Here is a 12,278-nt window from a genome sequence, read left to right on the forward strand (position 1 = left end):
TTGCGCTTTATTGCAAAACCAGCAACGCGGTGTAAGGCGGTGAGATTTAACACCCATATTGTATTTATTCGCTTATCTAATTTGGTAAAAAACTGTAACGCTTCGCCGCGCTGGTTTGCCGCCATCACGGCGATAACCGATTAATTCAATTTAAGTATAGAGACTGGCCGCGCCGGCGTGCGGTTATCCGCACGTCTGGCCGGTGGGTATCACTCGGACGGATGGCTGAGGTCATGGGCAACCGGCGGGAAAAACGCGTGGTTTATCGACATCTGTAGCGGCGGACGTAGCTTGGGGAGGGGACGTGGGTGAGAAAATATCATGCCCCGCCGTGCTGGCCGGGGCGGAGTCCGCTTATTTAGGCTTGGCGCCTTTAATCGGGCGGCCGGACCAATAACCCGCCAGCAGCGAGCCGGACAAATTGTGCCACACCGAGAACAGCGCGCCGGGCAGGGCGGCCAGGGGCGAGAAGTAAATCTTGCCCAGGGTGGCCGCCAGACCGGAGTTTTGCATGCCCACTTCCATGGCCAGCGTGCGGCAGGTGGTTTCGTCAAAGCCAAACAGCTTGCCGCCCCAGTAACCGCTCAGCAGGCCGATGCCGTTATGCAGGATCACCGCGACGATCACCACCAGCCCCACCGAACCGATAAATCCCTGGCTGCCGGCCACCACCGCGCTGATGATCGCCAGTATGCAGATCATCGAGAATGCGGGTAAAAACGGCTCCACGCGCTTTACGGCGCGGGTAAACAGATGATGCAGTACCAGGCCGGCAAAAATCGGGATGACCACGATCTGCAAGATGCTCAGCAACATGCCCGCCACATCCACCTTGATCTGCGCATCCACGTACAAACGGGTCAGCAGCGGCGTGGCGAATACCCCGACCAGGGTGGATACGGCCGAGATGGTTACCGACAGCGCCACATCGCCTTTGGCCAGATAAATCATCACATTGGACGCGGTGCCGCTGGCGACGCTGCCCACCAGGATCATGCCCGCCGAGAGATCGGGCGGCATATGGAACAGTTTGGCCAGCACCCAGGCGGCCAGCGGCATCACCAGATAATGCAGAAAGGTGGCCGCCACTACCGGCGCCGGGCGGGACAGCACCCGTTTGAAGTCGCCGGCCGTAAGCGTTACGCCCATGGCGAACATAATCAGCATCAAAAGGATGCTGACATAGGGGCCGACGGGGGTAAAGGTCGTAGGGGTATAGTAGGCCGCGATGGACAGTAATACGGCCCACAGCGGAAACAGGCGGGTAATCTTGGCTAACATGGAAAAGGTGTCCTTATTGTCTTTTATAATATTGGATATCGTGCGGCGACCGGCACCGGCCGCTTTTTTGCCATAGCGGCTTTATTTGTACCGATAATTATTACGGGTGGCAATATATTACTGACCATCCAACGGGACGTTCCCACGCCACGCCCAGGCAGGTGAATGATGTCCGGGGGGAAGAAGTGGGCTAGGCTTTAGGCTATTGCCCAGGGGTGGACAGGCGCTGTCCACGTTTTTTTGATTGCACAGGACGATTCCATGACTTCCAATACCATTCCCGCCTCCATGCAGGCGATTGCCATCCGCCAGCCCGGCGGCCCAGAAGAACTGGTCGCGGTTGAACGGCCGGTTCCTGCGCCGGCCGCCGGTTATTTGCTGATTAAAGTCGCTGCCGCGGGGGTCAACCGCCCCGACGTGTTGCAGCGTAAAGGTTCTTACCCGCCACCCGCCGGCGCATCCGATCTGCCCGGCCTGGAAATCGCGGGGGAGGTGGTGGCCATGGGCGCAGGCGTTGGCCGCTATGCCATCGGCAATAACGTTTGCGCCCTGATTGCCGGCGGGGGATATGCGGAGTACTGCGTGGTGCATGAAACCAATGCGCTGCCGGTGCCGCGGGGGTTCTCGCTGCTGGAAGCCGCGGCCCTGCCCGAGACGTTTTTTACCGTCTGGACCAACGTGTTCCAGCGCGGCAAGTTGACGGCCGGCGAGATCGTGCTGGTACACGGCGGCACCTCGGGCATCGGCACGGTCAGCATTATGCTGGCCAAAGCCTTCGGCGCCACCGTCTTGACCACCGTGGGTTCGGATGAAAAGTGCGCGGCGGCGCTGAAATTGGGGGCCGATGCGGCCATCAATTACCGCAAGCAGGATTTTGTGGAAGAGGCCAAGCGGCTGACCGACGGGCACGGCGCGGATGTGATCGTCGATTTAATCGCCGGGGACTATGTGGCGCGCAACTATGCGGCGGCGGCGGTGGATGGCCGGATCGTGCAAATCGGCGTGCAGGACGGGCCGGCGAAGGAGCTGAATCTGATGAACATGCTGGCGAAACGTTTGACGCATACCGGTTCGACCCTGCGCCCAAGGCCGGTGGAGGACAAAGCCGCCATTGCCGCGGATTTGGAGCAGCACGTTTGGCCGCTGCTGGCCGCGGGAAAAATCCGTCCGCTGATCGAGCGCGCTTTTCCTTTGGCGCAGGCCGCCGACGCCCATGCCCTGATGGAGGGCAGCACGCATATCGGTAAAATTATGCTGGTGACCCGGGCCTACGCCCATTTGCTGAGCGCCTGAGGCGTCCTGCCCGCCGCCGGCAGTGCGCCGGCGGCGGGCAGGGTTTTGATTACCGGCGCATTAAGCGGCGCGAAGCACGCGCCGGGCGGTTACGCTCAGCGGCTAAAGCCGATATCGTCATCGATCACCGCCACGGGGCCGACGGGTACCCGCCCCACGCTTGCCAGTTCAAGTTTGTGAAACGTAATTTTATCGCGCCATACCTTGCGCAGAAAATCTTCGAATACCTGGATGGTGAGCTGTTCGCCCGGGCAGCGGCGATAGCTAAAGCCAAAGGGCGCAAAACCCGCGTAGTCGCACACCGGTTTAGGCTTGCCGTCCACCACGCCGAATACGGTACCGAATCCGCTATTGGTGATACTCACCTTGCGTCCGTCGTTGACCTCCATGGCGGTAATATGGAATGGGCAGCGCGCCAGCCCGATTTCCTGCACTTTTTCCTCGTTAATCTGGGCGCTGGTGGGGACGTCCCGGTAGCGATCGGGATCAAAGCGCTCCGGCTCCTGCCAATGTATCGGGCTGAAGCTGGTGGTGGTATGGGGCGTCATAATAAAACTGTGGCGTTCAAACGCCAGGCCGAAACGCCGGTGGGGCGACTCGCCGTAGGCGGAGGTTTGGGAATCCGCCACCGCCGAAATACTGCCGCTGTTGGGGGAAATGGTACGAAACAGTTCCATAACCAGTAATTCCAGCGGCGTATAGACAGCATCGCCCGCATTATCATAATCCCCGCTCATGATGTTGTGGAAAATACCGCGGACCTCCGGGTCCCCTTGCCGCTCGCACAGGCGCGACATAATACCGAATATCGAGTTGCCCCATTGGCTGAAGGCGACAAAATTATGGAAGCACTCAAATACGATATCTTTTTGGCTGAAGTGCTTGCCGTCGCCGGCGTTTTTCAGCCAGTACCAGGCCATGGTTTTTTCGGGGTGGGGCGTGCGGCCGCTTTGAATATCCCCGACCCGATCGTCAATCCATTGTTTTAAAAAATCCAGATGCTTACGGACCGTCATATAATTATCATAGACGATAGGTTCCAGCGGGTTACGATAGGCCAGGACGGTATTAAACGCTTCTCCGATTTCCCGCACCTGCGGCGGAATAGCGTCTCCCGTCACCCCCAGATGTAAATCCCAGTAAATATCGAAATAATAATCGAGATAGTGGCGCATAAAGGGCCGGTTGGCGAATTTGTCATCCATTAAGCGATCGAAAAAGGCCACCACCTTTTCCTGGTACATGGGCTGGTAGAGATCGGGAGTGACGGCGGAAAAATAAATGCGTTTACGCAGGTTGTCCGCGCCGCGATTCTCCAGGCCCTGCAGGAAGACGGTACTCCCCTCTTCCGGGGTGGGACGCCACTCTTTATATATCAGTCCCCATAAATCATGGGGCAGGGCATTTTCCTTACTGAGATTGACATCAATCAGCGGCAGCATCGGCCTTTCGCCCTCATAAAAACTGGCGAGAAAAAAAGGAATAACCGAATTTTCAACATAGGCGCGATCGAAGCGGGCCGGGATCGTTTCACGAAACCGCGCCAGCGCTGCGGCAATATGATCCGGCAGGACATAGTCGCCGTTCGCCTGGCCACCCGCTGCATTCGCGACCTCAACCGCCGAGGTGCCTGCGGCCAAACCCAGGGCGGCGGCCCCTTTTAAAAATTGTCGTCTTTGCATATCGGTACTCCACAAAAAAAAGTTGTTCCGTCCTCGGATATTATTTGAGGGGTAAATAAAAATTATTAATTTACGTTATGCTTTAACCCCGGTCATGGGATCAAATAGTCGGTTGGTATTTTATTTAACTTAAGAAAAAATGATAAAATAATAGCATTTAAATAATATGATTAATTACCGCGCATAATAAAAACGCGGGCTATAAAATAATGCTACTTATTGAGTCTACAGTAATTAATGGCGTGGCCAAATTGCCAAAAAAAACATTCCGGGTTGTCGCACTTATTATCGACCGACGCGGCAACAGAGCATGGACGATGCCGCGCTACCGCCATTTTTTGCCCATTTTTTTCGCGCGCCGGCGATTATTTAACGCCCTCACGGCGCCGGGGGCCGTTAAGGAATATGCCGGTATTGCCGCCGATGGGTCCCGGCTCAGACCGCGCCCCGGGCTGGCGCCGTCGACAGCCCAAACGCCGGCCGCTCCGCATTCATCATCGGCGGTGATGATTTTACCCGGCGGCGGCATCTTTACTTATTGCCTGCGGCGCTTCATTATCGCTAATGGTTACCGATCACTTAGGGTATGGGCGCGGGATGGACTGGAAACTGAAAACGTGGATCGCGGGCTGCGGGGCTACTGCCGTACTATGCTGCGCCACGGGCTTCGCGGCGGATATCGCCGCCGCCAAGGCCAATCCCATCGAGGGTGCGGTACAGAATGCGGCAGGCTCTCCTCCCGTAGGTACGGTCATCAGCGAAACGGTGCCGGAAGATGAGCAAATCAAAACCGATTGCGCCAAAATCGATACTTACGCGCAGGCGGGCAATAACGCTTATCAGCAAGGCCATATGGCCCGCGCCGTGGATGAGTTCACCGCCCAGGCGGCCTGGAGCGAATTTTGCCGCCTGCCGCGCGAAGCGACGGCCACCGCCTATAATAACGTCGCCCTGGCGCTGATCCGCTCGGGAGAACCCTTGCAGGCCCGGGCCTGGCTCTCCCTGGCGCCCGATGACGGTAAAAGCCGCGCCAACCTGGCGCTGATCCGGCCGGTGCTCGACCGCCTGCAACCGGCGCTGGCCGCCACGCCGATGGGCAATTACTGGCGTTATGCCGGCAAGGGGGTGTGGAGTTCGGTATCGGTGATGCCTGAAGGCGATAACTGGCGGATTACCTTTGCCGGCTATTACATGCCGGGCATGGGGTTGTACTACGGCCCTAATATGGGCAATTTCTCGGTAGTGCAATCGCTGGCGGGGGGCCAGGCGGTTTATCTGCAGGACGAGCAGGAACAAGGCTCCGCCTGTCAGGTGAATCTGAACTTTACTCCGGATCGCGTGCATCTGGATACCGTGGCCGGCGACTGTGGATTCGGCATGAATGTCCGGGCCAGCGGGGATTTTCTCCGGGTCTCGATTTATTAAGCACGCAACGTGATTGGCGATATAAACGCGGCGTGTTATTTTTACAACACTATAACAATATCGTTCCACGCTGTGCGATCGCGACTTTGACTGCTCCTTGCCATAGGACGCTTGCCATACCTATAGATAGATAGCCGCTCTCCCTACCAAACGCTTTTTTTCCAGATAAAAACAATACCGGCCCGCGGGCGGGATTACGAATGGGAGTTGGTTATGCCTGTTGCTCTTCTGGCCCTGGCGCTGAGCGCATTCGCCATTGGCACCACGGAATTCGTCATTATGGGATTATTGCCGCAGGTGGCCGCCAGCCTGGCGGTAACGCTGCCGGCTGCCGGGTGGTTAATCAGCGGTTACGCCATCGGGGTGGCGGTGGGCGCCCCGATCATGGCGGTGCTGACCGCCAGGATGCCCCGCAAAACCTGCCTGGCGCTGCTGATGGTGATTTTTATCGTCGGCAATGCCATGTGCGCCTGGGCTTATGATTATGGTCTGTTGATGCTGGCGCGGGTGGTTACGGCCCTGAGCCACGGCGCGTTTTTCGGCATCGGCGCGGTGGTGGCCGCCGGCCTGGTGCCGGCCCATCGGCGCGCGTCGGCGGTGGCGCTGATGTTTACCGGCTTGACGCTGGCTAACGTGCTGGGCGTGCCCCTGGGCACCTGGCTGGGGCAGATTTATGGCTGGCGCGCCACCTTCTGGTGCGTCGCCGGCTTGGGCATCGTAGGGTTTGTCGCCTTGCTGGCCAGCCTGCCGCCCCAGCGCGACGTCGCGCCTCCCGATTTGGCCCGGGAGTTCGCCGCGCTGCGCAACGGCAGTTTATTGTTGTCGCTGCTGATGACGGTATGTTTTGCCGCCGCGATGTTTACGTTGTTCAGTTATATTGCGCCGCTGCTGCTCCAGGTGACCGGCGTAGGCGATCGCGGGGTCAGCTGGACGCTATTTTTAATCGGCGGCGGGTTAACCTTGGGCAACCTTATCGGCGGGCGGCTGGCGGACTGGCGCGTTTCCGCCAGCTTGATGCTGAGCTTTGCCCTGATTGCGGTATTCTCAGTACTGTTTTACTGGACCAGCCGCGCGCTGCTGCCGGCGGAGATCACGTTGTTTTTTTGGGCGCTGGCCACGTTCAGCACCGTTCCGGCGCTGCAAATCAATGTGGTTGCCCACGGTGACGATGCGCCCAATCTGGTCTCCACGCTGAACATATCCGCTTTTAATATCGGCAATGCGCTGGGGGCCTGGGCCGGCGGCCGGGTCATTAACGCCGGTTTGGGCCTGACCGCCATTCCGCTGGCGGCGGCGCTGATGGCGGTGGCCGGACTGCTGGTTTGCCTGCTGACTTTTTATCGCGCGCCCGGCCGGCCGCTGGCGGCCTAGTCGCTGGCCTGGCTAGGCTGCTGCGTTATGGCCCGGGCCAGGCTGGCCGGGACGGCGGCGGCGAACTCATGCAGATAATCGATAAAGTGGCTGACCAGCGCCGAGGCCGGACGGTGCAGCGGCCGAATCAGGCTTACCGTGAACGGCACCGGCTGGCTGAAGGTTTTCAATACCACCCCGCCGGCGGCGGCATAATCCAGCGCCGTCAGCGGGTTGACGATGGCAATGCCCACCCCGGCGCGCACCATGGCGCATACCGATGCGGCGCTGTGGGTTTCCACGGCCATGTCGCGTTCCACTCCCGCCTGGCTAAACAGCCGATCCAGCAACTGTCGGTAGGCGTCGGTGGCGGACAGGCTGATATAACGCTGGTGGTGAAAATCCTCCGGGGTAAGCTCTTGACGCTGCGCCAGGGAATGCCCCGCGGGCAATACGCAGACTTCGTTGAGGGTCAGCAGGGTTTCCCGCTCGGTGCCCGCAGGGGTGAACGTATTTTCCGTCAGGCCGATATCGTGGCGCTGGGCGGACAGCCACTCCTCCAGCAGCGGCGACTCCTGCGGCACTATGCTCAGACTTACCGCCGGGTAGCGCTGAAAAAACTCCCGGCATACCTGCGGCAGCAGGGATTGGGAAAATACCGGCAGGCAGGCCACCGATAGCTGCGCCTGCTGGAATTCGCGAATGGCATGGGCGGCGCTGAGAATGCGATCCAGGCCATAAAAAGAACGCTGCACCTCTTCAAACAGCCGCAGCCCTTCGCCGGTCGGCTTGAGCCGGCCTTTAATCCGCTCGAATAAGACGATCTGCAGCAGGTGCTCGAAGCGCGCCAGCTCGCGGCTTACCGTGGGCTGCGAGGTATTGAGCAGGGCCGCGGCCTCGGTCAGGTTGCCCGTGGTCATCACCGCCTGGAAAATATCGATATGTCGTAATGAAATGGCCGCCATGGGCAAAGTCCGCTATCGCAAAGCCATATCATAGATGAATAGATGACGGCAAAATAGATATTTTATTGACGGCTGCGTTTGTTGAATAATGGCAAATAACGACCCCATTTGCCGCCACAATCGACGAGGAAGCTATGCCACACAGCCTGTACGACACCCGGAGCGCGTTAAACGCCCACAATCTGCGCCAACTGGCGCGGCAATATGGTGGACCGGTATGGGTGTACGAGGCCGAAGTGATTATCGAGCGCATCCGCCAGTTGCGTAAATTCGATGCGATCCGCTTTGCGCAAAAGGCCTGCTCCAATATCCATATCCTGCGCCTGATGCGCGAGCAGGGGGTCAAAGTGGATTCCGTGTCCCTCGGCGAAATCGAGCGCGCGCTGGCGGCGGGCTACCAGCCCGGCGGCTCTGCCGGCGATATTGTGTTCACCGCCGATGTGTTTGACCTGCCGACCCTGCGGCGGGTGGTGGAACTGTCCGTTCCGGTGAATGCCGGATCGGTGGATATGCTGACCCAGCTCGGGCAGCTCTCGCCCGGCCATGAAGTGTGGCTGCGCATTAATCCCGGTTTCGGCCACGGCCATAGCCAAAAAACCAATACCGGCGGCGAAAACAGCAAGCACGGCATCTGGCATGCCGATTTGCCGTTGGCGCTGGCCGAGCTGCGGCGCTATGGATTGAAGCTTATCGGCCTGCATATGCATATCGGCTCGGGGGTGGATTACGACCATTTGCAGCAGGTATGCGAGGCCATGGTGCGGCAGGTTATCGATTCCGGCCAGGATGTGCATGCCATCTCCGCCGGCGGCGGCCTGTCGGTGCCGTATCAGTTTGGCGAAGAGCCCATCAATACCGAACACTATTTTGGCCTGTGGGACGCCGCGCGCCAAGCGATTAGCCGGCATCTGGGCCATCCGGTGACGCTGGAGATCGAACCGGGGCGGTTTCTGGTGGCCGAATCCGGCGTACTGGTGGCCCAGGTACAGGCGGTCAAGGATATGGGCAGCCGCCATTTTGTGCTGGTGGATGCCGGTTTTAACGATCTGATGCGTCCGGCGATGTACGGCAGCTACCATCATATTTCGGTGATTGCCGCCGGCGACGACGGGGATCGCGGCGCCGCCACCCTGGATACCGTGGTGGGCGGGCCGCTATGCGAATCGGGGGATGTTTTTACCCAATTGGCCGGCGGAGGGATAGCGCCGCGTCCGCTGCCCGCCGCCCGGGTTGGCGATTATCTGGTCTTTCATGACACGGGCGCTTACGGCGCCTCCATGTCGTCCAATTACAACACCCGTCCGCTGCTGCCCGAAGTCTTGTTTGAACAGGGCCGGCCGCGGCAGATTCGCCGCCGCCAGACCCTGGACGAATTGCTGGCGCTGGAGCAGGTGGACGGCACGCTGCCGGGAGATCGTCCGGCAGAAGTATAACCGGCGCGGTTAATTACCATTACCTGGGCAGCGGCAGCGGACGCCGCGGCCCATGCCGGTTCAGCACGGCGTGGCGTGGCCCGGACTCAGGCCTTGGTCTGCGCCGCCAGCGCCTGGCGGGTTTCCTGCGCCATCGGGCGGTAGGCGATATAATAAACCAGGGCGACAAAAATGGCGCCGCCGGCGGCGTTGCCGAGAAATACGCCCGGGAAATTGCCCCAATATTGCGCCCACGTCGCCTGGCCGGCAAAAATCGCCGCGGGGATCACGAACATGTTGGCCACCACGTGCTGGAAACCCAAATCCACAAACGCCATGATGGGGAACCAGATGCCCAGGATTTTGCTCGCCACGTCTTTGCCGCTATAGGCCAGCCATACCGCCAGACTGACCAGCCAGTTACAGCCGATGCCGGAAATAAAAGCGTGCAGGAAATCAGCGGAGATTTTTGCCTGGGCGGTGGCGACGGTTTTGGCCAGGAAGGCGCCTTCGGTCAGGCCAAGCACGTGGCCGAAAAACCAGGCAATAATAATACTGCCGGCAAAATTGGCGAGGGTTATCCAAAACCAATTGCGTATCAGCGACATAAAAGAGATCTGCCGCGCCAGCCAGGCGATGGGCAACGTCATCATATTACCCGTCAGCAGTTCGCCGCCGGCAATCAGGGTCAGCACCAGGCCTACCGGGAATACCGACGCGCCTAAAAAGACGCCGAACGATCCCCAATCGGCCGGCAGGCTGGCGGTCACATGGATATCAAGCATAAACCCGATTGCGATATACGCGCCGGCCAGGCAGCCGAGCACCAGTAAATAGGGCAGCGGGGCGCGGCTTTTGGTCACGCCGGTTTGCACGGCAATTGCTGCAACTTCTTTAGGTGAATGAAACGACATGGTAATTTTTATGTTAATGGAAAGGGGTGGGTTGCATAATATCCCTACCCTGAACCCGCGCCAACGGTAAAATTAAAAAATAATGTTAAAAAATAAAACATCGTTAAGTTGCGGCCCGTTGCTTAAGTGGGAGATAACAGAAATGGCAGGTATTTGGTTTTTATCGGCGCCTCTTTTGGCGAGGCGGTCCGACTGATGGCGCGGGTGATTGTTCCGCTGGCCGATTGCCCCGAACATCGGCACCAGGTGACCGATTGGCTATGGCAGGCCTTTGGCCACGGCGCCAGCCGTGAATTTTATGCCGCGATTGTCGACAGCAGCCTGCGCCGCGAAGGGCTGCCCATTACCTTTATCGCCCTCGACGATGGGCAGCCGGCGGGCACCGTCGGCCTGTGGCGCTGCGATCTATTGACCCGCCAGGATCTGACGCCGTGGCTGGCGGCGCTGTATGTGGATGAAAGACAGCGGGGCAAGGGCCTGGGACGGGAGCTGCAGCGGTTTACCATCGATTTCAGCCGCCGGGCCGGCTTTGCCAATCTCTATTTATACGCCACGTTCAGCGGTTATTATGAACGTAACGGCTGGGAGCCTATGGGGGACGGCATCGAATATCCCGCCCTGCCGGTGCATTTGTACCGGTTACCCGCCGGCTGAGCGCTCACGACTGCGGCGGGGCGACCGAATGACGCCGTACCAGGGTGGGGCTGAACGTATTGGTCACCTCCGGCAGCGGATCGCCGTTGGCCAGCGCCAGCGCCAACTGCGCCGCCTGGGTGGCCATCGCCACCACCGGATAACGGATGGTGGTCAGACGCGGACGCAGGTAACGGGAGATCAGGACATCGTCAAAGCCCACCAGCGAAATATCCTCGGGCACCTCGATGCCGTTGTCGCTTAATACCGCCATGGCCCCGGCGGCCATGGAATCGTTGTAACAGGCGATGGCGGTGAAGTTGCGCCCGCGTCCCAACAGATCGGTAATGGCTTGCTCTCCGCCCACTTCGTCGGGTTCCCCATAGGCGATCAGCCTATCGTCAACCTCGATATGATGATCGCGCAGGCCGTCCAGGTAACCCTGCAGCCGATCGGTACTGTCCGATATGGGATGGCTTGAACAGATAAAGGCAATGCGCCGGTGGCCCTGCTGAATCAGGTGGCGGGTCGCCAGCCAGGCGCCGTAACGATCGTCAAGGGCAACGCAGCGGTTGGCATAGTCGGGTAAGATGCGGTTAATCAATACCATGCCCGGGATATGCGCCATCAGCGCGTTCAGTTCCGCTTCCGGGATCATCTGCGCATGCACCACCAGCGCCGCGCAGCGATGGCGAATCAATTGTTCGATGGCCTGACGTTCTTTATCAAGGATATGATAACCGTTGCCAATCAGCAAAAAATTGCCGGTGCGGTAAGCCACCTGTTCCACGGCCTTAACCATGGCGCCGAAAAACGGGTCGGATACGTCGGATACGATAAGTCCCAGCGTTTCGGTGGATTGCTGGGCCAGCGCCCGGGCGTTGGCGTTGGGGTGATATTGCAGCTCTTCCATGGCGCCGAGCACCGCCTGGCGCGATGTAACGCTGGCTTTGGGTGAATTATTGATAACGCGCGAGACTGTGGCGACAGATACACCCGCCAGTTTAGCTACATCCTTAATGGTGGCCATATCGCTTTTAAGCTCTCTTAGGGTAATCGTTTACATTCATAAGTTTTACGGAAAAGCCCCCCCGATGCAAGGCGCTGGCGCACAGGTTTGGTGATCGGGCCGCTATTATTGGAAATTAGCGGTTGAATGCCATGAGTTGCCGGGCGGAATTAATCATGGGGTAAATTTTACAGTTGGTTTCATTTCGAGCGGTAATCTTGCGATTATGCGGTAGTTTAATCAAGTAACGGTCTATAGAGTATGTATTCCCAGAGGTATTGATTGGTGAGAAATCAACATACTTTTTGTGTTGA

The 12,278-nt window shown here is 58.8% G+C and carries 10 protein-coding genes; 5 read left to right on the forward strand and 5 right to left on the reverse strand.

Annotated elements, in window-relative coordinates:
• Positions 1-354: 354 nt before the first annotated feature.
• Positions 355-1,281 (reverse strand): ketopantoate/pantoate/pantothenate transporter PanS, encoded by a 927-nt coding sequence (panS, locus tag ACL2XP_RS03475; RefSeq protein ID WP_413737178.1) that lies wholly within the window; start codon positions 1,279-1,281, stop codon positions 355-357.
• Between the two features lie 261 nt (positions 1,282-1,542).
• Between panS and ACL2XP_RS03480 the strand changes: the two genes are divergently transcribed.
• Positions 1,543-2,574 (forward strand): NAD(P)H-quinone oxidoreductase, encoded by a 1,032-nt coding sequence (locus ACL2XP_RS03480; RefSeq protein ID WP_413737179.1) that lies wholly within the window; start codon positions 1,543-1,545, stop codon positions 2,572-2,574.
• Positions 2,575-2,669: 95 nt separating this feature from the next.
• Here the strand turns inward: ACL2XP_RS03480 and ACL2XP_RS03485 are convergent, their stop codons facing one another.
• A complete protein-coding gene (locus ACL2XP_RS03485; protein WP_413737180.1) occupies positions 2,670-4,256 on the reverse strand; it encodes a twin-arginine translocation signal domain-containing protein in 1,587 nt (528 codons plus the stop codon).
• Positions 4,257-4,853: 597 nt separating this feature from the next.
• Here ACL2XP_RS03485 and ACL2XP_RS03490 point away from each other — a divergent pair.
• Positions 4,854-5,681 (forward strand): tetratricopeptide repeat protein, encoded by an 828-nt coding sequence (locus ACL2XP_RS03490; protein WP_413737181.1) that lies wholly within the window; start codon positions 4,854-4,856, stop codon positions 5,679-5,681.
• A gap of 213 nt (positions 5,682-5,894) precedes the next feature.
• Positions 5,895-7,052: an MFS transporter gene (locus ACL2XP_RS03495; RefSeq protein WP_413737182.1), complete on the forward strand. Its 1,158-nt coding sequence runs from the start codon at positions 5,895-5,897 to the stop codon at positions 7,050-7,052.
• Here the strand turns inward: ACL2XP_RS03495 and ACL2XP_RS03500 are convergent.
• Complete coding sequence (locus ACL2XP_RS03500) at positions 7,049-7,996, reverse strand: LysR family transcriptional regulator (protein ID WP_413737183.1); 948 nt, start codon at positions 7,994-7,996, stop codon at positions 7,049-7,051. The two genes, ACL2XP_RS03495 and ACL2XP_RS03500, sit on opposite strands and share 4 nt — an antisense overlap.
• A 134-nt stretch (positions 7,997-8,130) precedes the next feature.
• Here ACL2XP_RS03500 and lysA point away from each other — a divergent pair, with 134 nt between their 5' ends.
• Positions 8,131-9,429: a diaminopimelate decarboxylase gene (lysA, locus tag ACL2XP_RS03505; protein WP_413737184.1), complete on the forward strand. Its 1,299-nt coding sequence runs from the start codon at positions 8,131-8,133 to the stop codon at positions 9,427-9,429.
• Positions 9,430-9,515: 86 nt separating this feature from the next.
• Here the strand turns inward: lysA and ACL2XP_RS03510 are convergent, their stop codons facing one another.
• Positions 9,516-10,322, reverse strand: coding sequence for a formate/nitrite transporter family protein (locus tag ACL2XP_RS03510; RefSeq protein WP_413737185.1), 807 nt, complete (start codon positions 10,320-10,322; stop codon positions 9,516-9,518).
• Between the two features lie 195 nt (positions 10,323-10,517).
• On the opposite strand from ACL2XP_RS03510, the gene ACL2XP_RS03515 reads away from it, so the two are divergent.
• Complete coding sequence (locus ACL2XP_RS03515) at positions 10,518-10,976, forward strand: GNAT family N-acetyltransferase (RefSeq protein WP_413737186.1); 459 nt, start codon at positions 10,518-10,520, stop codon at positions 10,974-10,976.
• Between the two features lie 4 nt (positions 10,977-10,980).
• Here ACL2XP_RS03515 and galR read toward each other — a convergent pair whose 3' ends face one another.
• On the reverse strand, positions 10,981-11,985 hold the full coding sequence (gene galR / locus ACL2XP_RS03520) for an HTH-type transcriptional regulator GalR (protein WP_413737187.1): 1,005 nt from the start codon (positions 11,983-11,985) through the stop codon (positions 10,981-10,983).
• Positions 11,986-12,278: the final 293 nt, after the last annotated feature.

The organism is Sodalis sp. RH21 (genome assembly GCF_047324175.1).
In the GTDB taxonomy this organism is placed as follows: domain Bacteria; phylum Pseudomonadota; class Gammaproteobacteria; order Enterobacterales; family Enterobacteriaceae; genus Acerihabitans.

What these genes read in the sequence shown, in the direction of transcription:
- panS (WP_413737178.1), bottom strand. Translation starts at nt 1,281, where the DNA reads ATGTTAGCCAAGATTACCCGCCTGTTTCCGCTGTGGGCCGTATTACTG.
- ACL2XP_RS03480 (WP_413737179.1), top strand. Translation starts at nt 1,543, where the DNA reads ATGACTTCCAATACCATTCCCGCCTCCATGCAGGCGATTGCCATCCGC.
- ACL2XP_RS03485 (WP_413737180.1), bottom strand. Translation starts at nt 4,256, where the DNA reads ATGCAAAGACGACAATTTTTAAAAGGGGCCGCCGCCCTGGGTTTGGCC.
- ACL2XP_RS03490 (WP_413737181.1), top strand. Translation starts at nt 4,854, where the DNA reads ATGGACTGGAAACTGAAAACGTGGATCGCGGGCTGCGGGGCTACTGCC.
- ACL2XP_RS03495 (WP_413737182.1), top strand. Translation starts at nt 5,895, where the DNA reads ATGCCTGTTGCTCTTCTGGCCCTGGCGCTGAGCGCATTCGCCATTGGC.
- ACL2XP_RS03500 (WP_413737183.1), bottom strand. Translation starts at nt 7,996, where the DNA reads ATGGCGGCCATTTCATTACGACATATCGATATTTTCCAGGCGGTGATG.
- lysA (WP_413737184.1), top strand. Translation starts at nt 8,131, where the DNA reads ATGCCACACAGCCTGTACGACACCCGGAGCGCGTTAAACGCCCACAAT.
- ACL2XP_RS03510 (WP_413737185.1), bottom strand. Translation starts at nt 10,322, where the DNA reads ATGTCGTTTCATTCACCTAAAGAAGTTGCAGCAATTGCCGTGCAAACC.
- ACL2XP_RS03515 (WP_413737186.1), top strand. Translation starts at nt 10,518, where the DNA reads ATGGCGCGGGTGATTGTTCCGCTGGCCGATTGCCCCGAACATCGGCAC.
- galR (WP_413737187.1), bottom strand. Translation starts at nt 11,985, where the DNA reads ATGGCCACCATTAAGGATGTAGCTAAACTGGCGGGTGTATCTGTCGCC.